Annotated in this window: 22 protein-coding genes; 13 read left to right on the forward strand and 9 right to left on the reverse strand. The window is 72.0% G+C overall.

What is annotated here, in order from left to right; genetic code table 11:
• The first annotated feature begins 204 nt into the window (after positions 1 to 204).
• Positions 205 to 1050, forward strand: coding sequence for an undecaprenyl-diphosphate phosphatase (locus LB823_RS21190; RefSeq protein WP_224651255.1), 846 nt, complete (start codon positions 205 to 207; stop codon positions 1048 to 1050).
• On the opposite strand, the gene LB823_RS21195 is transcribed toward LB823_RS21190, so the two are convergent.
• Positions 1037 to 1900, reverse strand: coding sequence for a LysR substrate-binding domain-containing protein (locus LB823_RS21195; protein ID WP_224651257.1), 864 nt, complete (start codon positions 1898 to 1900; stop codon positions 1037 to 1039). The genes LB823_RS21190 and LB823_RS21195 overlap by 14 nt on opposite strands.
• Before the next feature lie 70 nt (positions 1901 to 1970).
• Here LB823_RS21195 and dapA point away from each other — a divergent pair, with 70 nt between their 5' ends.
• The 5 genes from dapA (at position 1971) to LB823_RS21220 (ending at position 6149) form a co-directional block, all read left to right on the forward strand.
• On the forward strand, positions 1971 to 2867 hold the full coding sequence (dapA, locus tag LB823_RS21200) for a 4-hydroxy-tetrahydrodipicolinate synthase (RefSeq protein ID WP_224651259.1): 897 nt from the start codon (positions 1971 to 1973) through the stop codon (positions 2865 to 2867).
• 213 nt (positions 2868 to 3080) lie between these two features.
• On the forward strand, positions 3081 to 3995 hold the full coding sequence (locus tag LB823_RS21205) for an alpha/beta hydrolase (protein WP_224651261.1): 915 nt from the start codon (positions 3081 to 3083) through the stop codon (positions 3993 to 3995).
• A gap of 139 nt (positions 3996 to 4134) precedes the next feature.
• Positions 4135 to 4794: a histidine phosphatase family protein gene (locus LB823_RS21210; RefSeq protein WP_224651263.1), complete on the forward strand. Its 660-nt coding sequence runs from the start codon at positions 4135 to 4137 to the stop codon at positions 4792 to 4794.
• On the forward strand, positions 4791 to 5372 hold the full coding sequence (locus tag LB823_RS21215; RefSeq protein WP_224651265.1) for a DUF3090 domain-containing protein: 582 nt from the start codon (positions 4791 to 4793) through the stop codon (positions 5370 to 5372). Before LB823_RS21210 ends, LB823_RS21215 begins: the two co-directional genes overlap by 4 nt.
• A gap of 6 nt (positions 5373 to 5378) precedes the next feature.
• Complete coding sequence (locus LB823_RS21220) at positions 5379 to 6149, forward strand: SCO1664 family protein (protein WP_224651305.1); 771 nt, start codon at positions 5379 to 5381, stop codon at positions 6147 to 6149.
• A gap of 20 nt (positions 6150 to 6169) precedes the next feature.
• Here the strand turns inward: LB823_RS21220 and LB823_RS21225 are convergent, their stop codons facing one another.
• From LB823_RS21225 to LB823_RS21240, 4 genes are all read right to left on the reverse strand, one after another.
• The gene (locus LB823_RS21225; protein ID WP_224651267.1) at positions 6170 to 6352 is read right to left on the reverse strand and encodes a hypothetical protein; all 183 of its coding nucleotides are present in this window, start codon (positions 6350 to 6352) and stop codon (positions 6170 to 6172) included.
• Positions 6349 to 7218 carry a DUF692 domain-containing protein gene (locus tag LB823_RS21230; protein ID WP_224651269.1) on the reverse strand — a complete coding sequence of 290 codons (870 nt, stop codon included), beginning with the start codon at positions 7216 to 7218 and terminating at the stop codon, positions 6349 to 6351. Before LB823_RS21230 ends, LB823_RS21225 begins: the two co-directional genes overlap by 4 nt.
• 5 nt (positions 7219 to 7223) lie before the next feature.
• Positions 7224 to 8132, reverse strand: a complete 909-nt coding sequence (locus tag LB823_RS21235; protein WP_224651271.1) for a TIGR04222 domain-containing membrane protein — start codon at positions 8130 to 8132, stop codon at positions 7224 to 7226.
• A 99-nt stretch (positions 8133 to 8231) separates the two neighbouring features.
• Positions 8232 to 9155 carry a TIGR04222 domain-containing membrane protein gene (locus LB823_RS21240; protein WP_224651273.1) on the reverse strand — a complete coding sequence of 308 codons (924 nt, stop codon included), beginning with the start codon at positions 9153 to 9155 and terminating at the stop codon, positions 8232 to 8234.
• Between the two features lie 249 nt (positions 9156 to 9404).
• Here LB823_RS21240 and mshC point away from each other — a divergent pair, with 249 nt between their 5' ends.
• Positions 9405 to 10649 (forward strand): cysteine--1-D-myo-inosityl 2-amino-2-deoxy-alpha-D-glucopyranoside ligase, encoded by a 1245-nt coding sequence (gene mshC, locus LB823_RS21245; protein WP_224651274.1) that lies wholly within the window; start codon positions 9405 to 9407, stop codon positions 10647 to 10649.
• Positions 10650 to 10674: 25 nt separating this feature from the next.
• Positions 10675 to 10986: a hypothetical protein gene (locus tag LB823_RS21250; RefSeq protein WP_224651275.1), complete on the forward strand. Its 312-nt coding sequence runs from the start codon at positions 10675 to 10677 to the stop codon at positions 10984 to 10986.
• A 19-nt stretch (positions 10987 to 11005) separates the two neighbouring features.
• Here the strand turns inward: LB823_RS21250 and LB823_RS21255 are convergent, their stop codons facing one another.
• A complete protein-coding gene (locus tag LB823_RS21255; RefSeq protein WP_255604208.1) occupies positions 11006 to 11869 on the reverse strand; it encodes a PAC2 family protein in 864 nt (287 codons plus the stop codon).
• Between the two features lie 53 nt (positions 11870 to 11922).
• Between LB823_RS21255 and metH the strand changes: the two genes are divergently transcribed.
• Genes metH through LB823_RS21270 form a run of 3 tightly spaced genes read left to right on the forward strand, consistent with a single transcriptional unit; the run spans position 11923 to position 16176 of the window.
• Positions 11923 to 15528 (forward strand): methionine synthase, encoded by a 3606-nt coding sequence (metH, locus tag LB823_RS21260; protein WP_224651277.1) that lies wholly within the window; start codon positions 11923 to 11925, stop codon positions 15526 to 15528.
• Positions 15529 to 15568: 40 nt separating this feature from the next.
• Complete coding sequence (locus LB823_RS21265) at positions 15569 to 15997, forward strand: cyclopropane-fatty-acyl-phospholipid synthase family protein (protein ID WP_224651278.1); 429 nt, start codon at positions 15569 to 15571, stop codon at positions 15995 to 15997.
• On the forward strand, positions 15994 to 16176 hold the full coding sequence (locus tag LB823_RS21270; RefSeq protein WP_224651279.1) for a hypothetical protein: 183 nt from the start codon (positions 15994 to 15996) through the stop codon (positions 16174 to 16176). Before LB823_RS21265 ends, LB823_RS21270 begins: the two co-directional genes overlap by 4 nt.
• Before the next feature lie 19 nt (positions 16177 to 16195).
• On the opposite strand, the gene LB823_RS21275 is transcribed toward LB823_RS21270, so the two are convergent.
• Complete coding sequence (locus LB823_RS21275; RefSeq protein ID WP_224651281.1) at positions 16196 to 16735, reverse strand: Uma2 family endonuclease; 540 nt, start codon at positions 16733 to 16735, stop codon at positions 16196 to 16198.
• A 77-nt stretch (positions 16736 to 16812) separates the two neighbouring features.
• On the opposite strand from LB823_RS21275, the gene LB823_RS21280 reads away from it, so the two are divergent.
• Positions 16813 to 17688, forward strand: a complete 876-nt coding sequence (locus LB823_RS21280; protein WP_224651283.1) for a DUF2268 domain-containing protein — start codon at positions 16813 to 16815, stop codon at positions 17686 to 17688.
• Here LB823_RS21280 and LB823_RS21285 read toward each other — a convergent pair.
• Entirely contained in the window at positions 17675 to 19387 is a 1713-nt protein-coding gene (locus tag LB823_RS21285) for a bifunctional UDP-sugar hydrolase/5'-nucleotidase (RefSeq protein WP_224651284.1), read from the reverse strand. The two genes, LB823_RS21280 and LB823_RS21285, sit on opposite strands and share 14 nt — an antisense overlap.
• 84 nt (positions 19388 to 19471) lie before the next feature.
• Here LB823_RS21285 and LB823_RS21290 point away from each other — a divergent pair, with 84 nt between their 5' ends.
• Positions 19472 to 20134, forward strand: a complete 663-nt coding sequence (locus tag LB823_RS21290; protein ID WP_224651285.1) for an HAD family phosphatase — start codon at positions 19472 to 19474, stop codon at positions 20132 to 20134.
• Here the strand turns inward: LB823_RS21290 and LB823_RS21295 are convergent.
• On the reverse strand, positions 20121 to 20519 hold the full coding sequence (locus tag LB823_RS21295) for a hypothetical protein (protein ID WP_224651286.1): 399 nt from the start codon (positions 20517 to 20519) through the stop codon (positions 20121 to 20123). The two genes, LB823_RS21290 and LB823_RS21295, sit on opposite strands and share 14 nt — an antisense overlap.
• Positions 20520 to 20577: the final 58 nt, after the last annotated feature.

Consider the following 20577-nt stretch of genomic DNA (forward strand, 5'->3'; position numbering starts at 1 on the left):
GGCGGGCTCGGGCGCGACGGCGGGCTGGGCCGGGACGATCGTCGGGCGGTCCTCCCGCGCGGGCGTCGTCGAACAGCCGGTGAGGGCGACCGCTGCGACGACGGTGAGGGCGGCGATCCGGGAGGCGAAGGTGCGGGTCATGATCCCTCGAAACTACCGCCCCGGGCCCGTCCCGGCTGCGGCCGGTAGCCTGCCCGGGTGGACATGACGTGGTTGCAGGCGATCGTGCTCGGCTTGGTGCAGGGGGTGACGGAGTTCCTCCCCGTCTCGTCCTCGGGGCACCTGCGAATCGTCTCGGAGCTCTGGTTCGGCGACGACGCGGGAGCCTCGTTCACCGCGGTCACGCAGCTGGGCACCGAGCTGGCGGTGCTGATCTACTTCGCCCGCGACATCTACCGCATCGTGGTGGCGTGGTTCCGCGGCCTGTTCGACGCGGGCGAGCGGGGCGTCGACTACCGGATCGGCTGGTACGTGATCATCGGCACGATTCCGATCGGCGTGCTCGGCTACCTGTTCAAGGACGAGATCCGCACCGCGGCCCGGAACCTGTACCTGGTGGCGACGATGCTCATCGTCTTCTCCATCGTCATCTTCGCCGCGGAGTACGTGAGCTCGAAGTTCTACGCGAACCGTCAGCGCCCGTTGGAGCAGGTCACGGCCCGCGACGGCATCATCATGGGCTTCGCTCAGTGCCTGGCGCTGATCCCCGGCGTCTCCCGCTCCGGTGCCACGTCGAGCGCGGGCCTGTTCCTCGGCCTGCAGCGCGAGGCAGCGGTGCGACTGTCCTTCCTGCTCGCGATCCCCGCGGTCACCGCGTCGGGCCTGTTCAGCCTCCCGGACGCCTTCAAGCCCGCCGGCGAGGGACTGCACGCCTCGGGCCCGCAGCTGTTGGTCGCGACCGTGATCGCCTTCGTCGTGGGCTACGCCGCGATCGCCTGGCTGCTGAACTTCGTCGCGAAGCACTCGCTGAACTGGTTCGTCGGCTACCGCATCGCGGTCGGTTTCCTGGTCCTGGGCCTGCTCTGGGGCGGCGTGATCAGCGCGACCTGAGCGCCGCCCGCGCCGCCCCGATGAGCGGGTCGCGGGCCGCGCCGCGCCGATAGGCCAGCGCGGTGTGCCGGACCACGGCCAGCGGGGTGAGCAGGACCGCCTCCGGCACGTCGACTGCAGCCAGATCGGGGATCACTGCCACCCCCTGCCCGGCTTCGACCAGCGCGAGGACGGCGGTGAAATCGTCGGTGCGGTGGCGCACGAGCGGCGTGAAGCCCGCGTTCTCGCAGGTCCGGACGGTGGCGTCGTCGCACAGCGTGCCGACGGTGCCCGAGATCCAGCGCTCCTCGGCGCAGTCGGCGAGCGCACGTGCGCGATCCCGCGGGGTCGCGAGGTGCACGGCCTCGTCGAACAGCGGCTCGGTGTCGAGCGCGGGTTCCTCGCGCGTGGGCAGGCAGTCGTAGCTCTGGAGCAGGGCGACGTCGAGCCGCCGGGAGCGCAGTTCTTCGGGCGCCGTCGCGGGGTCGATCTCGGTGACGCGGACGCGGAGCAGCGGGTGGTCGCGCGAGAGGCGCAGGAGTGCCGGGGTGATCACGGTTCGCATGGCGGAGCTGAACGCGCCGATCCGCAATTCGCCCGCGACCTCCGTGCCGAGGGCGTCGATCTCCGCGCGGGCCCGTTCGAGGCGTTCGAGCACCGCGTCGGCGTGGCCGGCGAGGATCCGGCCGGCCTCGGTGAGCCGGACGGTGCGGCCGGTGCGCTCGAGCAGGGGCCTCCCGGCCTCGCGCTCCAGCGTCGCGAGCTGCTGCGAGACGGCCGAGGGGGTGTAGTCGAGCGCCTGCGCGACGGCCGTGATGGTGCCGCGCAGCGAGAGCTCCCGGAGGAGGCGCAGCCGGTGCGCGTCGAGCATAAGCTCAGCTTACGCTCGACATCGGAATATCGTGCTGGATCTTTCACTCGCGGTGTCGGAACCTGGGACCATGCAGCTCACCGGCCTCCACGTCCCCCTCGTCACGCCGTTCGCCGCGGACGGCACCGTCGACCTCGCCTCGCTCGAGCGCCTGGCCCACGACACCCTCGCCGACGGTGCCGACGGCCTCCTCGCCCTCGGCACCACGGGTGAGCCCGCGACCCTGACCCCTGCGGAGCGGGCCGCCGTGATCGACCGGATCGGCGGGGTCTGCGCCGAGCACCGCGCCGTTCTCACCGTGGGCGTCGGCAGCAACGCGACGGCTGACACCGCGGCCGCGCTCGGCGGCATCGACCCGCGAGCAGACTTCGCGCTCGTCGTCGTCCCGTACTACACCCGGCCCTCGGAGGCGGGCGTGGTCGAGCACTACCGCAGGGTCGCCGCCGCGAGCCCGGTGCCGGTGATCGTCTACGACATCCCGCAGCGCACCGGACGCACGTTGTCCCTGGAGACGCTGCTCGAACTCGCCGCCATCGACGGGGTGGGCGGGTTCAAGCACGCCGCCGGCGGAGTCACCGAGACGACGGTGCGCCTGCTCGCGGCGATCAACACCGCGACGCCCGGCGCGATCTCGGTCCTCGCGGGCGACGACGCCTTCGTCGGCGCCGTGTTGGCACTCGGCGGACACGGCGCGATCTCCGCGTGCGCCAACGTCGCCGCGGGGGAGTTCGCGGCGCTCGTCGCGGCGTGGCGCGAGCACCGGCTCGAGGAGGCCCGCGTGATCGGCGGCGCCCTCGCGGAACTGGCGGCGGCGCTGTTCGCCGAGCCCAATCCGACGGTGATCAAGGGTGTCCTGGCCGCGCAGGGCCGGATCGCCACGCCCGCAGTGCGCCTCCCGCTGCTCCCGGCGTCCGACGGTGCCGTCGCCGCCGCATGCGCTCTGGCGAGGTCCGTCGTCGCCGCGTAGTCGACGCGATCTACCCTGACGGCGCAGTTGTTTTCGTTCGGGGAGGTAACTATGTGGATGCACAGGATCGCCGGCGTCGCGGCGGCAGCGACTCTGGGCTTGGTGGCGGGCTGCTCGCCAGCAACTCCATCGCCACCGGATGCGAATAGCACCACGAGTTCCACGGCGCCGAGTTCGTGGGTCGACGACGAGGTCACGTTCGACAGCGGCGGCGTGACGATCCACGGCACACTGCAACGTCCCGCGACCGGTGCGCCCGCTCCGGCGGCGCTGATCATCGCTGGAAGCGGCCCGACCGACCGCGACGGTAACTCCCGGTTGCTACCGGGCACAGTGGACACCCTCAAATCGGTCGCGAACCGACTCGCGGACGCCGGCGTCGCGAGCTTGCGGTACGACAAGCTCGGGTCGGGGAAGACCGGGGTCGGACGGTACGGGGCCGATCCCGCTGCGCTCGGCGCGGACGTTTTCACGGGGGAGGCGCGCGATGCGCTCGCCTACCTCGCGTCGAGGCCGTCGGTCGACCGGAACCGGCTCTCGGCGTACGGGCACAGCGAAGGGGCGCTGTTCGCCCTGCAACTCGCTGCCGACCGCGCCGGGCCGGCGGTGCGAGCCGTTGGGCTGCTCGAACCGCTGAGTCGCCGCTACCTCGACGTGATCTCACGGCAGCTCGCCGACCAGGTCGCGGCTGCGGAGAAGGCGGGGTCGATGTCTCGGTCCGACGGCGACGCACTGCTGGCCTCGCTCGCCTCCGGCATCGCGCAGGTTCGCGCGACCGGGACCGTGCCCGCGAATCTTCCGCCCGCGTTGCAGTCGGTACTCAATCCCGGCACGGCGAAGTTTCTGCAGGAGTTGGACCGGATCGACCCGCCGGACCTCGCCCGGACTCTGCCCACCGACTACCCGGTGCTTCTGACCTGTAGTGATTCCGACATCCAGGTCAGCTGCGCGGACGTTGATCACCTCGCGGCCGGGCTCACCAGCGCCGATCTCACCTTCGTCCGGCTCACCGGCGTCTCGCACGTTCTCAAGCAGGATCCCAGCCGGGATCCGGCGAACTACACTGCGGCCCTTCCGTTCTCCACCGCCGCTGCACAGGCGATCACCGCCTTCGCGAGAACGCAGTGACCCCACGGTGGTCGTTGAACGGCAGTGGAGCGGTGGAGCAGTGTTCGCGACGGCGTCCCACGTGAACCCACCGGCCTCCGGTTCAGCCCTGAGCGATCAGAGGGCGGGACAGGACGTCCCGCGTGCATAGACTCGGGGCATGACCGTGATCCTGCTGCGCCACGGCCGCTCGACCGCGAACACCTCCGGGGTGCTCGCGGGACGGGCCGAGGGCGTCGCGCTCGACGACGCCGGCCGCGCCCAGGCCGCCGATCTCGTCGGTCGCCTCGCCGACGTCGAGCTCGTGGCCGCCGTCCGTTCTCCGCTCCTGCGCTGCGAACAGACCCTCGCGCCGCTCGCCGCCGCGCACGGCCTCACCCCCGAGGTCGACGACCGGCTCGTCGAGGTCGACTACGGATCCTGGACCGGCCGGGCGATCAAGGACCTGCTGCAGGAGCCCCTGTGGAAGGTCGTGCAGCAGCAGCCCTCCGCGGCCGTCTTCCCCGACGGCGAGGGGCTCGCCGACGTCCAGGCCCGCGCGGTCGCCGCGATCCGCGAGGCGGACCGTCGCTTCACCGAGGAGCACGGACCCGGGGCCGTCTGGGTGGCGTGCAGCCACGGCGACGTCATCAAGGCCGTCGTCGCCGACGCGCTCGGAACGCACCTGGATCAGTTCCAGCGGCTGTTCGTCGCGCCCGCGTCGGTCTCGGTCGTGACGTACGGCCCGGCGCGCCCCCTCGTGCAGTGCGTCAACTCGTCCGGTACCGTCACGCTGCCCAAACGTCCAGCCAAGGAGGCCACGGTGGGAGGCGAGGCATGAGCCGCTCCGTCCATGTTTTCCGCACCCCCGACAGGTTCGTCGTGGGCACCGTCGGGCAGCCCGGCGATCGTGCCTTCTACCTGCAGGCCGTGCACGATTCGCGCATCGTCTCCGTGCTGCTGGAGAAGCAGCAGGTGGAGGTGCTCGCCGAGCGCATCGCCGCGCTGCTCGACGAGGTGGCCCGCCGCTTCGGCACCGCGATGCCCGCCGCCGACACGCCCGTCACCGACCTGCAGCCGCTCGTGATGCCCGTCGACGCGGAGTTCCGCGTCGGCACCATGGGCCTGGGCTGGGACTCCGAGGAGAAGGCGGTGGTCATCGAGCTCCTCGCGATCACCGAGCAGGAGCTCGACGAGTCCGTCGTGCTCGCCGACGACGCAGAGGAGGGCCCCGACGCGGTCCGCGTCTTCCTCACCCCCGTCGCCGCCCGGGAGTTCGCCAACCGCTCGGAGAAGGTCCTCGGCGCGGGCCGCCCGGCGTGCCCGCTCTGCGGCGAGCCGCTCGACGCCGACGGGCACATGTGCGTGCGCCTCAACGGCTACCGCCGCGGCGCCGCCTTCGGTTCCGAGGACGAGTAGGTGGACCTGACGGTGGACCTCGAGAGCGCCGATCTGACGATCCTCGGCCGGATCACCAGCGCCTCCAACGCCACCCTGCTCTGCGACCTCGGCGACACGGGGGAGCGGGCGGTCTACAAGCCGATCCGCGGCGAGGTGCCGCTGTGGGACTTCCCCGACGGGACGCTCGCCGGCCGCGAGGTCGCCTCGTACCGGGTCTCGGAGGCGCTCGGCTGGGGCCTGATCCCCGAGACCGTGCTGCGCGACGGTCCGCTCGGGCCCGGGATGGTCCAGCGCTGGGTCGTCGAACCGGAGGACGGCCCGGACCTGGTCGACCTGTTCCCGCTCGACGGTGTGCCCGAGGGCTACCTGAAGGTCTTCACCGGCTACGTGGAGGACGAGGACGCGCCGGACGGCATCGCGGAGGTAGCCCTCGCGCACGCCGACGACCCGCGGCTGCGCCGCCTCGCGGTGCTCGACGTGCTCATCAACAACGCCGACCGCAAGGGCGGACACGTGCTCACCGGCCCGGACGGCCGCGTGCAGGGCGTGGACCACGGCATCTGCCTGCACAGCGCGCCGAAGCTCCGGACCGTGCTGTGGGGCTGGGCGGGCCGTCCCGTCGGCGACGAGCTGCTCGCCGACGTCGAGTCCTTCCGGGACACTCCGCCGGACCTGACCGGGCTCATCACCGACGAGGAGCAGGCCGCGCTCGTCGAGCGCGCGGAGATCCTCCTCGAGCTCGGCGCGATGCCGCTGCCGACCCCGAGCCGGCCGATCCCCTGGCCGCCCTTCTGATCCGTCCCTCCGGCGTCCGGTCAGCCGCGCCGCGGCAGCCACCCGGTCCGACGGGGCGCCTCCGCGTGCGCCGCGTGCGCGTCGCGCTTGTGCCGACACACCGCCCCGGCGGCCGCGACCTCGTCCGGATCGAAGCCGTCCGGCGCGGGACCGTCGGCGACGAGGGCCCGGACCAGTGCCTCCTGGCGCTCCCGCAGGCTCATGCCCACTCCTTCCGCGCGTGCTCGGTGATGGGCGGACAGCCGGCGGCCGCGGCGATGGCGTCGAGCTCGTCGAAGAGCTCGGCCGCGGGCGGGTAGCGACCGTCGCGCTCGAGCATGAACGGCACGTCCGCACGCTCCCGCAGGGCCGTGACCAGCTCGAGCACACCGGCGTTCACCGGGTCGGTGTGCGTGTCGTGATAGCGGCCGCCGCCCTCGGAGCCGCCCGCGACGTGGCTGTAGGCGATCCGGTCGACGGGCAGCCGCGCCAGTTCGGCCAGCGCGTCGCGGCCCCGGTTGAGCGCGTTGGCGTAGACGTTCGCCACGTCCAGCACGAGCAGCGCGCCGGTGCGCTCCAGCAGCTCGGTGAGGAACTCCGCTTCGGTGTACTCCTCCTCGGGCCACCGCAGGAAGGCCGCGATGTTCTCGACGGCCAGCGGAACCGGCAGCGCGTCCTGCATCCGGGTGATGTTGCGGACCAGTACGTCGAGCGCTTCCCGGGTGCGGGGGACCGGCAGCAGGTGGCCGGCCTCGATGCCGCCGGCGCGGACGAAGGCGATGTGCTCGCTGACCAGCGGCGCCCCGAAGGCCTCTGCGCACGCGACCAGACGGTGCACGCGGTCCGGTTCGAGCTCCTCGACGCCGCCCAGCGACAGCGCGACGCCGTGCGGCACGAGCGGGACGCCGCGATCGCGGAGGTCCGCCAACAGGGGGTCGATCTGCGCCCGGCCGCGCCGGATCGGGACGGACTCGGCGATCACCTCGCAGAAGCCGGGCCGCAGGTCGGCGATGATCCCGGCGATCTCGCGCCGCCAGCCCAGGCCGAGGGGCCCGAGGGCGGTCACGTGGCGAGGGACGGCGCGCGTCATGCCGCTCATCCTCCGCACCCGCCGCAGCCGCCACAACCCCCGCAGCCGCTGCCACAGCCCCCTGCGCCGCCGCAGGACGCGCCGCCGCACGAGGCCCCGCCGTCGCCCGTTGCCTCCGCGCTGCCCGCCAGCTCGACGTTCCCGGCGAAGTCACCGTCGAACTGCCACAGGGCGGCCGTGCCGAAGACGGCCACGGACAGTCCGACGGCGGCGGCGCCGTAGGTCGCCCAGGCCGGCTTCCGAGAGGGCGCGAGGTACCCCAGGCGAACCTTCTCGGCCCGGAGCAGGCGATTCCCGGCGCGGGTACCTCGGCCGACCGACCACAGGTGCGGCGCGATGAAGGTCAGGGTGATCAACGACGGCACCAGGACTCCGGGGAGGAGCACGAGCTTCTCCTGGCCGAGGATGACGAGTCGTACGAAGGCGGTGATCGCGCCCCCGACCGCGGCCGCCGTCACCGGGGCCGCCCCGAGCCGCATCCGCCAGCGGTCCGTCTCGGAACGCACGTAGCCGCGGGCGGACAGGCGCTCCTCGAGCGCGTCGAGCTCGTCCGACAGCGCGTCGGTGACCTCGTCCACCGTGTACGACGAGAGGTCGTCGCAGTACGCGCGGACGGCGCGAACGAACGGATCCGCGTCGGGCGGCAGTGGTGGGCCGGTCATCTGCCGGACAGTGCTGACGTGCCCGCCGGCGCGCAACTGGGCCAGCGCCACCACGACGGGGGCCTGCCGGCTGCGCACGCACGCCAGCTCGACGGCCGACAGCGGGGGATCGACGACGGTGCGCCGCCGCGGCGCGGTCGCGAACCGCCAAGCGAGCGCGAGCGCGACCCCGCCGACCAGCAGGTACAGGAACCAGCGGGTCTCGGTGGGGAGGTGCGTTGCGATGACTGTCTCGAGTGCGGTGCGGGGCATGACGTTCACCTCCTGGTGACGGGTTCGATGAGATCCCGGTGCCCTCGCTGCGGAGGGCCCGGTGGTTCAGGGTTCTGGGTTCGGGATGCGCGAGGCGGCTCAGCCGCCGCAGCCTCCGCCGCCGCCACAGCCACCGCCGCCGCCGCACGAGGAGCCTCCGCCGCCGCAGGAGGAGCCGCCGCAGGTGAAGGAGGTGCCGCAGGACGATCCGGCGCCGCCGCTGCCCGTCCCGCCCGCCACGGCCATCGCCGCGGCGTACCGGGGGTCGATCTGCCAGAGCGCGGCGGTGCCGAAGAGGGCGACGGACAGCCCCACCGCCGCGGCGCCGTAGGTGGCGAAGGCGGGCCGCAGGGCCGGCTTGAGGTAGCTCGCGCGCGCCTGCTCGGACGCGAGGAGCCGCTTTCCCGCGCGGGTGGTGCGGGGCACCGACATGAGCGGGGGGAGGAGGAAGACGGCCGTGAGCACGGACGGGACGAGGAAGGACATGGCCGCCGCCTCCACCGGATGACGCCCGGTGAGGGCCAGTACGGGCGTGCACACGACCCCCGCGACCACGACGGCGGCGAGCGGCATGGCACCGAACCGGGTGCGCCAGCGCTCGCCGCTCGTGCGCAGGTAGCCGCGCCGCGCGAGATCGTTCTCCAGGTCTCGCAGAGGGCCCAGCTGGTCGTGGAGCAGCAGGTTCACGGAGAACTGCGAGCCGTCGAGCCGGTGCAGCATCCGGCGGGTGAAGTCGTCCGTGGCGGGTGGGAGGGGCCGCGTGGGATCGGCGCGGCCGTCGGCGTCGAGGTATCCACCCGCCCTGAGCAGGCCCATCGTCGCGACGAGAGGTGCCTGCCACGACCGCAGGCAGGCGATCTCCGCCACGGTGAGCGGTGGGTGCTCGACGACCGGGCGCCGGACGGCGGTCAGGAAACGCCAGGTCAGGGCGAAGGCGATGCCGCCGAGCAGGCAGTACAGGAACCATCGGGACTCGGTGGGGAACAGATGGTCGAGGACGTTCTCGAATGGATTGCGGGACATGACATTCACCTCCTGGGACGGGCGGACCTTCAACGTTGGGTAAAAGCATGGCGGCAGATCGGGCTACCCGCTAGTAACCGGGGGCAAGAGTTTGCTGAGAGTTCGTGCGGCACAGGATCGTCCCTCGTCGGACGGGCTGTTCCCGGTGCGATCGCCGCGGGCGGGCGGAGAGCGCGGCCGATGACTGCGGCGCCGGCCGCCGATCCGGCCCGGAATCCACGCCCGCGAAGGTACGCATAGGGTGGGGGTATGCGTTCCTGGCCGACCCCCACCGTCCCCACCGTGCCCGGACCGTCGGTCCCGCTGCGCCTCTACGACACCTCCGACGCGGCCGTGCGCCCCGTCAACCCCGGCGCGGTGGCCGGCATGTACGTCTGCGGCATCACGCCCTACGACGCCACGCACCTCGGCCACGCCGCCACGTACCTCGCGTTCGACCTGGTCAACCGCGTGCTGCGGGACAACGGCCACGAGGTGCACTACGTGCAGAACGTGACCGACGTCGACGACCCGCTGTTCGAGCGGGCCGAGCGCGACGGGATCGACTGGCGCGACCTGGGTGCCCGGGAGACCGACCTGTTCCGCGAGGACATGGAGGCGCTGCGGGTGATCCCGCCGCGCGACTACATCGGGGCGGTCGAGTCGGTCGACGAGGTCGTCGAGTACGTCGGGAAGCTCCTGGACAACGGTTCGGCGTACGTCGTCGACGATCCCGAGTTCCCCGACGTCTACTACCGTTCCGACGCCACGGAGCAGTTCGGCTACGAATCCGGGTACGACCGCGCGACGATGGAGACGTTCTTCGCCGAGCGCGGCGGCGACCCCGACCGCCCGGGTAAGCGCGACAGCATCGACCCGATCCTGTGGCGCGCGGAGCGCCCCGGCGAGCCGTCGTGGCCCTCGCCGCAGGGGCCCGGCCGCCCCGGGTGGCACATCGAGTGCGCCGCGATCGCCGCGAACCGCCTGGGCGCGACGTTCGACATTCAGGGCGGCGGCAGCGACCTGATCTTCCCGCACCACGAGTACTCGGCGGCGCACGTCGAGGCGGCGACCGGTGAGCGCCGCTTCGCGCGGCACTACGTGCACGCGGCGATGATCGGCCTCGACGGCGAGAAGATGTCGAAGAGCCGCGGCAACCTCGTCTTCGTCTCGAAGCTGCGGCGCTCGGGCGTCGACCCGGCCGCGATCCGGCTGGGTCTGTTCGAGGGGCACTACCGGCAGGACCGGCCGTGGTCCGACGAGGTACTGCAGCGCGCTCTGGCGCGGCTGGACCTGTGGCGCCGGGCGTTCCAGGCGTCGTCGGGCCCGGACGGCGCAGAGCTCATCGCCCGCGTCCGCCGGTACCTCGCGGACGATCTGGACACCCCGCACGCCCTCGCCGCGATCGACGCCTGGGCCGAGAAGGCCGTCACCGTCGGCGGTCCCGACGCCGGCGCGCCGGCCGCCGTGGCCCTCGCGATCGACGCGCTGCTCGGCGTACCTGCCGCGGCCTGACAGCGCGACACGCTATATTGCGCCTGTGAGGACCGTCAGCGAGCTGGCCCCGGATCTGACCGAGGGCGTGTGGACCGTACAGACCCGCACGTCCACGTACGTGGTCGATCTGGGGGAGATGACCCTGATGCGCGCGCCGGGCATCGGCGGCGAATCCGAGGGCGAGCAGTGGAGCATCAGCTCGCTGCGCCGCGACTCGGAGGACATCCCGCTGCTGGGCATCAAGAGCTGCCGGGTGGGCGAGTCGGCACAGTTCTGGGTCCGCGCCGCCGACGACCCCGACGTGCGCACCTGGCGCATCACCACGCCGGTCGTCTCGATCGAGCGGATCGGCTGACGCCACCCGCCCCGCACCGCTAGGGGCCCGTGCCCGGGTCCCGTCGCCGCAGGTACTTCTCGAACTCCTCCGCGATGGCGTCGGCGTCGATGTGCTGCTCGACGTCCTTCGCCTCCGCATCGCCACGCTCCTCGAGCCCGCGCACGTAGTCGGCGATGTCCTCGTCGTCCTCGGTCATCTCCGTCACGGACGCCTCCCACGCCTCGGCGCGGGTCGGCAGGTCACCGAGCGGCACGGCGAGGTCGAGCGCGTGCTCCACGCGCTGCAGCAGGGCGACGGTGGCCTTCGGGTTCGGGGGCTGGGAGACGTAGTGCGGCACCGCGGCCCAGAAGGAGACCGCGGGGAAGCCCGAGCGCACGCACGCGTCCTGCAGGACGCCCGTGATCCCGGTGGGGCCCTCGTACCGGTTCTGCTCGAGGCCGAAGCGCTTCGCCGAGTCCGCGTCGTAGCCGGCGCCGGTCACGGGAACCGGACGGGTGTGCGGCGTGTCCGCGAGGAGCGATCCCAGGATCACGACGCTGTCGATGTGCAGCTCGGTGAAGATCGCGAGCAGCTGGTCGCAGAACGCGCGCCACCGGAAGTTCGGCTCCGTGCCGCGGAGCAGCACCACGTCGCGGTCGGCCTTGGGCGGCCGGCACACGGAGAGCGTGGTCGACGGCCACTCGACGGCGCGGGTCACCCCGTCGACCTGCTTGATGATCGGCCGGTTGACCTGGAAGTCGTAGAAGTCGTCCGAGTCGACCTCGGTGATGAGTTTCGCGTCCCAGGTCAGCTCGAGGTGCTCGACGGCGCCCGACGCGGCGTCGCCCGCATCGTTCCAGCCCTCGAACGCCGCGATGAGGACCGGGCGGTCGAGCTCAGGGAAGGACGTCACTTCGATCAGAGTACGCGCCGGTCGTGAAGATTCGATTTGCCCGCACCCACTACCCTGGGACTATGACCCGTACGCATCAGCAGCCGCTGCAGTCGAGTTTCCTGGAGGCGGCCTCGAGCCGTGTTCTCATAGGCGACGGTGCGATGGGCACGATGTTGCAGGCAGCGGACCTGACCCTGGACGATTTCCTGGGGCTGGAGGGCTGCAACGAGATCCTCAACGACACCCGGCCGGACGTGCTGGAGGAGATCCACCGCGCCTACTTCGCCGCCGGCGCCGACGCGGTGGAGACCAACACCTTCGGCTGCAACCTGAGCAACCTCGGCGACTACGACATCGCCGACCGCATCCGGGAGCTGTCGGAGAAGGGCACCGCGATCGCCCGGAAGGTGGCCGACGAGTTCGCCGCGGACGGCACGCCCCGGTTCGTCCTGGCCTCCATGGGCCCGGGCACCAAGCTGCCCACGCTGGGCCACACGTCGTTCGCCGTGATCCGCGACGCCTACGCCGAGGCCGCGCGCGGCATGCTCGACGGCGGCGCGGACGCGTTCCTCATCGAGACCTGCCAGGACATCCTGCAGTCGAAGGCCGCGGTCCTGGGCTGCCAGGACGCGATGGACGAGCTCGGCCGGCGCATCCCCGTCATCGTGCACGTCACGGTGGAGACCACCGGCACGATGCTGCTCGGCTCGGAGATCGGCGCCGCGCTGACGGCGCTGGAGCCCCTGGGCATCGACATGATCGGCCTGAACTGCGCCACCGGCCCGGCGGAGATGAGCGAGCACCTGCGGCACCTCTCGCGGCATTCGACCATCCCCGTGTCCGTGATGCCGAACGCCGGCCTGCCGGTGCTCGGCAAGAACGGCGCCGAGTACCCGCTCACGCCCGAGGAGCTGGCGGTCGCCCTGTCGGGCTTCGTGTCCGAGTTCGGCCTGAGCTTCGTGGGCGGCTGCTGCGGCACCACCCCCGAGCACATCCGCCAGGTCGCCGAGGCGGTGCGGGCCACCGAGCGCCTGCAGCGCGTCCCGGAGACTGAGAGCGCGATCAGCTCGCTGTACACGTCCGTGCCCTTCGCGCAGGACGCGTCGATCCTGATGATCGCCGAGCGTACGAACTCGAACGGCTCCAAGGCCTTCCGCGACGCGATGCTCGCGGGGGACCACGACAAGTGCGTCGACATCGCCAAGGACCAAATCCGCGACGGCGCCCACATGCTGGACCTCAACGTCGACTACGTGGGGCGCGACGGTGCGCTGGACATGGCGGCGCTGGCCGCCCGCCTGGCGACCGCGTCGACGCTGCCCGTGATGATCGACTCCACCGAGCCCGAGGTCATCAAGGCCGGGCTCGAGCACCTCGGCGGACGGTGCGCCGTCAACTCGGTCAACTACGAGGACGGCGACGGACCCGAGTCGCGCTTCGTCAAGATCATGGAGCAGGTCAAGGCGCACGGCGCGGCCGTCGTGGCGCTGACCATCGACGAGGAGGGCCAGGCCCGCACCGCCGAGTGGAAGGTGCGGATCGCCGAGCGGCTCATCGCCGATCTCACCGAGAACTGGGGCCTGAGCCTCGACGACATCATCATCGACCCGCTGGTGTTCCCGATCTCGACCGGCCAGGAGGAGGTCCGGCGCGACGCGCTCGAGACCATCGAGGCCGTGAAGATCCTGCACGCGAAGTACCCGAGCCTGCACTTCACCGTCGGCCTGTCGAACGTGAGCTTCGGCCTCAACCCTGCCGCGCGGCAGGTGCTGAACTCCGTGTTCCTGCACGAGCTGACCGAGGCGGGGCTCGATTCCGCCATCCTGCACGCGTCGAAGATCCTGCCGATGAGCAAGATCGAGGACGTGCAGCGCGAGACCGCCCTGGACCTGGTCTACGACCGCCGCGGCGCCGACGGACTGCAGTCGGGCGGGGACGCCGACTACAACCCGCTGTCGAAGCTGATGGAGCTGTTCGAGGGCGTCTCCGCGGCCGGTGCGCGCGAGTCCCGCGCGCAGGAGCTCGCGAAGCTGCCGCTGTTCGAGCGGCTGGAGCGGCGCATCGTCGACGGCGAGCGCGAGGGCCTGGACGCCGACCTCGACGAGGCCATGACGACGGTGCCGCCGCTGAAGATCATCAACGACACGCTGCTCAGCGGCATGAAGACGGTCGGCGAGCTGTTCGGCTCCGGCCAGATGCAACTGCCCTTCGTGCTGCAGTCGGCCGAGGTGATGAAGCTGGCCGTCGCGTACCTCGAGCCGCACATGGAGAAGTCCGAGGACGACGCCGGCAAGGGCCGCATCGTGCTGGCGACCGTCAAGGGCGACGTGCACGACATCGGCAAGAACCTCGTGGACATCATCCTGTCCAACAACGGCTACGAGGTGGTCAACATCGGCATCAAGCAGCCGATCGCCGCCATCGTCGAGGCCGCCGAGGACAAGCACGCCGACGTGATCGGCATGTCCGGCCTGCTCGTGAAGTCGACCGTGGTGATGAAGGAGAACCTCGAGGAGCTCAACACCCGCGGCCTGGGGGAGAAGTACCCAGTGCTGCTCGGTGGCGCCGCCCTCACCCGCGCCTACGTCGAGAACGACCTCGCGGAGGTCTACGCCGGCGAGGTCAGCTACGCCCGGGACGCCTTCGAGGGCCTGCGCCTCATGGACGACATCATGGCGCTCAAGCGCGGGATCGGCCCGGACCCGGACAGCCCCGAGGCCCTCGCGGCCGCGGAGAAGGCCCGCGAGCGCAAGGAGCGGCACGCCCGCAGCCGCCGCATCGCCGAGAAGCGCAAGGCCGAGGCCGCGCCGGTCGTGGTGCCGGACCGCTCGGGCGTCGCGCTGGACTTCGACGTGGCCACCCCGCCGTTCTGGGGCACCCGTGTCGTCAAGGGCATCGCGATCAGCGAGTACGCCTCCCTGCTCGACGAGCGCGCCCTGTTCTTCGGCCAGTGGGGCCTGCGCGGCGCCCGCAAGGGCGAGGGCCCGTCGTACGAGGAGCTCGTGGAGACCGAGGGCAAGCCGCGGCTGCGCTACTGGCTCGACAAGCTCAAGTCGGAGAAGATCCTCGACCACGCCGCCGTGGTCTACGGCTACTTCCCCGCGGTGAGCCACGGCAACGTCATCGACGTGCTCGAGTCCCCGGAACCCGATGCGCCCGTGCGGTACTCGTTCGAGTTCCCGCGGCAGCAGCGCGGCCGGTTCCTCGCGATCTCGGACTTCATCCGCGACCGCGAGACGGCCATCGCCCGCGGCGAGGTCGACGTGCTGCCCTTCCAGCTGGTCACCATGGGGCAGCCGATCGCGGACGCCGCGAACGAGCTGTTCGCCGCCAACAGCTACCGCGACTACCTCGAGCTGCACGGCATCGGCGTGCAGCTCACCGAGGCGCTCGCGGAGCGCTGGCACCAGCGGGTGCGGCAGGAGCTGATCCTGCCCGGCGGCCGGAAGGTCGCGGACACGGACCCGTCGGCGGTCACCGACTTCTTCGACCTCAAGTACCTCGGCGCGCGCTACAGCTTCGGCTACGGCGCCTGCCCGGACCTCGAGGACCGCGCGAAGATGGTCGACCTGCTGCAGCCCGAGCGCATCGGCGTCGAGTTGTCGGAGGAGCTGCAGCTGCACCCGGAGCAGTCCACCGACGCCTTCGTCCTCACCCACCCCGAAGCGAAGTACTTCAACACGTAGGCGGTCCGCACCGCGGAGCCGACGTCCTGAGGAGGCGGTGATGGCCGAGATGTCCGCGCGGCTCGCAGGCATCGTCGCCGCGCTGCCCCTCGCTCCCGGGCTGCGCGTGCTCGAGATCGGCTGCGGCCCCGGCGTGGCCGCGCGCGCCGTCGCCGACCGCGTTCCGGGGGGCCACGTCCTCGCGATCGATCGGTCCGCCGCCGCGATTCGGCAGGCCGAGGCGGGGTGCGCGGAGCAGATCGCCGCCGGTCGCCTGACGGTCCGACGGTGCGCCGTCGAGGACCTCGCCCTCCTGCCGGGCGAGGAGCCCTTCGACCTCGCCTTCGCGGTGCGGGTGGGCTGCCTCGACGGCCGGCACCCGCGGGAGGGCGAGATCGCGCTGCGCCGGATCGCCGACGCCCTGGTGCCCACCGGGCGCCTGTTCATCGACGGCGGTACGCCGCTGCGCGAGCTGGACGTGCCCGGGTGAGCGTGGACGACTACCGCCTGCACCTGCAGGCCGGCGAGCCCGGCGACGAGGGCGCGTGGTTCTGGCGACTCGACGACGCCGCCGGCCTGCAGATCGCGGCGTCCTGGGCCGACTCCATCGCGGGCGCTCTCGAGGCTGTGAAGCAGGTGTCCTCGGACCTCGGCCTGGACGACGCCTGACGACGACGGAGATGGGACGTCAGCGCAGCGCGGACAGATCGACGACGAGGGGGAGGAGTCCGTCGACCGCGATGCGGTCGGCCACGGTCGGGCCCTCGTACGCGCCGTCGACCAGCGTGAGCACTTCGGCGGATGCTCCGTCGAGGTCGACGATCCAATAGTGCCGGATCCCGGCGGCGGCGTACTCGGCGCGCTTGATCACACGGTCGGTGCGCCGGGACCCGGGCGACAGGATCTCGACGGCAAGGAGTACGTCGGCCGCGGTGAGCGGTTCGGGCGCACCGGACGCGAGAACGATCACGTCGGGCTGGCGCACCGTCGCGGGCGTGCGCTGCAGAACCACGTCGACCTCGTCGTAGACGTCGAAGCCCGCAGGCAGCTGCGCCTCGATCGTATTGGCGAGGCGGCGGATCGCCCGCGCGTGCGCGAGCCTCGGACTCGGACTCGGTGACACCTCCAGTACCCCCCGGCACAGTTCGGCGCGCCGCAGCGATTCGTCCTCCCCCAAGGCGAACCAGTCCTCCAGCGTGAGCAACGCGGGATCGGATGCGGCGGTCATGGCCCGATGCTACTGCGAACATCCGACACGCGGAACGGCTTGACCCTCCCGTCACGGGAGGCCGTAGCGTCGCGGACATGAAGATCACCGTCCTGGACACCTACACCGCGATGCGCGAGATCCTGTGCGCGCCCGAGCCGGAGCGCGCGGCGCTGCTGGAGGAGATGTGGCGGCCCGCCGCGGGCATGTACCGGTACTTCCCGGGCCCCGTCGACCTGGTCGCGATGCACGCCGCGTCGTCCGGATTCCCGCTCGACCGCGATACCGCCGCCTGCCTCGACGCGGTCGAGCGGCTCCGCGCCGCGGACGCGTGGGGCCGGATCGAGCGGGCGCTCCGCCATGCCGCCGACCGGCTCGCGGACGCCCTGCGCCGCGTCGACCTGCCGGAGGTCACGGTCCTGCTGATCGTCGGCGACCCGTCGGATCGCATCTACCTCGACGAGGCGCTCGGCCTCACCGCGAACGGCAGCGTCACCGGCTACCTGTACCTCAACGTCTGGCCGTCGCCGGAGAACCTGGATCGGCTGGAGGCCATGGCTGTCCACGAGTTCGACCACAACGTGCGGTACGCGCCCGGCGGCGTCGTCTGGGACCCGGCGACGGTCACCGTCGGGGAGCAGATCGTCTCGGAGGGCCTGGCGGACGCCCTCGCCCGCGAGCTGTACGGCGAGGAGCTGGGCCCCGCGCGGATCGGCGTCCCGCACCGGCACGACGACGCGCTCTACGCCACCGTCGTCGACAACCTCGGCGTCACCGGTATGCAGAACTTCGCCTCGTGGGTCCTCGGCGACGCCATCGCCGGCCGGTTCGGCGCGAAACCGATCGGCGTGCCGACGGGCGCGGGCTACGCGGTGGGCAACCGCCTCGTCGACGCCTACCTGGCGGCGACGGGCCGCACCGCGAGCGAGGCCGTGCACGCGGACGCGCGCGAGATCATCGCTACAGCTTCGTGACCCGGCTGGTGGGCACCTGCAGGTCCGGGGTGGCCTGCAGGTACTTCTCCAGCGCGTCGAGGTCGATGCCGCCGACGGCGAGCTCGGTCGACTGGGTGAACACGCTGAAGCCGTCGCCGCCCGCGGCGAGGAAGTTGTTCGTGGTCACCCGGTACTTCGCGACGGGGTTCAGCGGCTGGTCGCCGACCTTGACGCTCTCGCGCACCACCTTCCGGTTCGGCGCGCCGTTCGGGTCGTAGCTGTAGGTGATGCCCGACGGTGCCAGGATCGTCGTCTTCGCGGGGTTCTGCCACTGCTGCTCGAGCAGGTCGATGATCTGCTGGCCGGTGAGCGAGACGGTGACCACCTGATTGCCGAAGGGCTGCACCGTGTACGCCGCACCGTAGGTCACGTCGTCGCCCTTGAGGTCGGCGCGGACGCCGCCCGGGTTCATGAGGGCGATCTGCCCGGCCGCGTCGTTCGGCGGGCGGGTGGTGAAGAGCATCGCGTCGGCGATCACGTCGCCGAGCGGCGAGTCGCCGCCGGGGAAGGCCTCCCGCTTGAGCTCGGTGGGGATCCTGCCGATCACCCGGTCGGCGCGCGGCTTGGCCTCCTTCTCGTAGTACTCGACGAGGCGCTGCGTCGCGGCGTCGGCGGGGAGGTCCCGGCTCACGACGCGGTTCACGGCCGTCGCCTTGGCCGCGGGGCCGCTGAAGTCGAGCGTGATGTCGGTGATGAGGCGGCCGTACGACGCCGCCTGGGTGACGGTGCGCCCGTCGATGGAGCAGTTGTAGGCCTGGTGCGAGTGCGCGGTGACCAGGGAGGTCACCGCCGGATCGATCCGCTTGGCGAGGTCGGGCACGGGCGCGGAGACGTCCTGGCAGGCGTTCGGGTCCTGCTCGCCGGAGCCCTTCTGCGCGCCACCGTCGTGCATGGTCGCGACGATGGCCTGCGCGCCGGCGGCTTTGATCTCGGGCACGTACTTGTTGATGGCGTCGGCCTCGTCGCCGAAGCTGTAGCCGCGCACGCCCTCCGGCGCGACGATGGTCGCGGTCTCCGGGGTGACGGTGCCGATCACGGCGATCTTCTTCCCGCCGACCTCGAACATCTTCCACGGGACGGTGCCGGGCGGCAGCTGCCCCTGCTCGTTGGTGACGTTCGCGGCGAGGTACTGATAGGCCGCGCCGGTGAAGGGCTCGCCGGGCTCGCAGCCCTGGGGCGCGCAGCCGCCCTTCTGCAGCCGCTCCAGTTCGATCGTGCCGTGGTCGAACTCGTGGTTGCCCACCGAGCTCGCCTGCAGGCCCACCGAGTTCAGGAACTTGATCGTCGGCTCGTCGCGGAACAGCGCCGAGACCAGCGGGCTGGCGCTCACCAGGTCGCCCGCCGCGACCGTGAGAGTGTTCGGGTACTGCTTCTTGAGCCGCTGCAGGGCGGTGGCGAAGTACGCGGCGCCGCCGGCCTCCTTGCCGCCGATCTTCCCGGTCGACCCGGTCGGCGGCTGCAGGTTGCCGTGGAAGTCGTTGAACGCCAGCAGGTGCACCTGGTCCGGGTTCGCGGCCGGCAGATCATCGACGCCGGGCACGGTGAAACTCGCCTTCGCGGTCGACGGGGCGGCGCCCGAGGACGACGGCGCCGCGTCGTTCCCGGAGGTGCCGCAGCTCGCGAGGAGCGCGGCGGTCGCCGTCAGGGCCAGGGCGGTGTGCAGCCTGCGATTGCGCATGTCAGGAATTCGAACACAGGCAGCCATCGTTCGGGTGACGAATGAATTAACACCCCGTGCGCGCGCCGACCTAGGGTGGGCGGCATGACCTCTCCGTCGCTGCCCGCCGCGGTCCTGTTCGACATGGACGGCACCCTCCTCGACTCCGAGAAGCTCTGGGACATCGCCGTCGCCGAGTTCACCCGCGACCTGGGCATGGAGATCACGCCGGAGGCGCGGGAGTCGACGCTCGGCAACGCCACCGCGGACGCGCTGCGCAAGCTCTTCGACTTCGCGCAGGTCCCGGAGGCGGACCGCGACTACGCCGGCGCGGAGCGGTGGGTGTCGAACCGCGTGGTCGAGCTCTTCGACGGCGGCATCCCGTGGCAGCCCGGCGCCCGGGAGACGCTGGACCTGCTGGCCGCGGCGGACGTCCCGCTGGTCCTGGTCACCAACACGATCCGCGAGGTCACCGAGCACGCGCTCGGCACCCTCGGCCGCGACCGGTTCGTCGCCACCGTCTGCGGCGACGAGGTACCCAGCCCCAAGCCGGCCCCAGATCCCTACCTGCGCGGCGCCGAGCTCGCAGGCTTCCCCGCGGCGGACTGCGTCGCCGTCGAGGACTCGCCGACCGGCTCGCGGTCCGCCCTCGCCGCGGGGTGCACCGTCCTCACCGTCGGACCCGAGCCGGTGCTCGACGGTGCCCGCCACCTCGGCACGCTGTCGGGCGCCGGGCTGGCCGACTTCGCGCCGCTCAGCCGACGCTGAACGAGGCGTCGCCGGCGCGACAGACGGCCGGCGTCTCCGCCGTCGGGGCGCATCGCCACCCGCCCGTCTCAAGGGTGACGGGCTGACCGTCCGCGTGCGCCGCGGCGGCGGCGTAGGCCCGCGCCGCCCGCAGCACCCGGACGCAGTTCGCCGACCCGCTGCGGATCACGACCTGCGCGTCGTCCTGCGCGGTGGCGACGGAGCCGCAGACCGTGCCCGAGGCCGCCAGTTCGACGGTGCCGGCGGGTGCAGCCGCGGACGCCGAGGAGGTGCCCGCGACGGCGGAGAAGCTCACCTCGCTCGCGGCCGGATCGTCGTTCGCCGCCGCGCATCCCGCGATGGGAAGCAGGAGCAGCGTGCACATCGCTGACCAACGTGGGTTCATTTCCAGGAAGCTAGCCGCGACGGCCGTCGCGCGCTCGCTGAGAGGCCCCGAAGGTGTT

Origin of the sequence: Tsukamurella sp. M9C (assembly GCF_020169415.1) — a bacterium.
Classification (GTDB): Bacteria; Actinomycetota; Actinomycetes; order Mycobacteriales; family Mycobacteriaceae; genus Tsukamurella.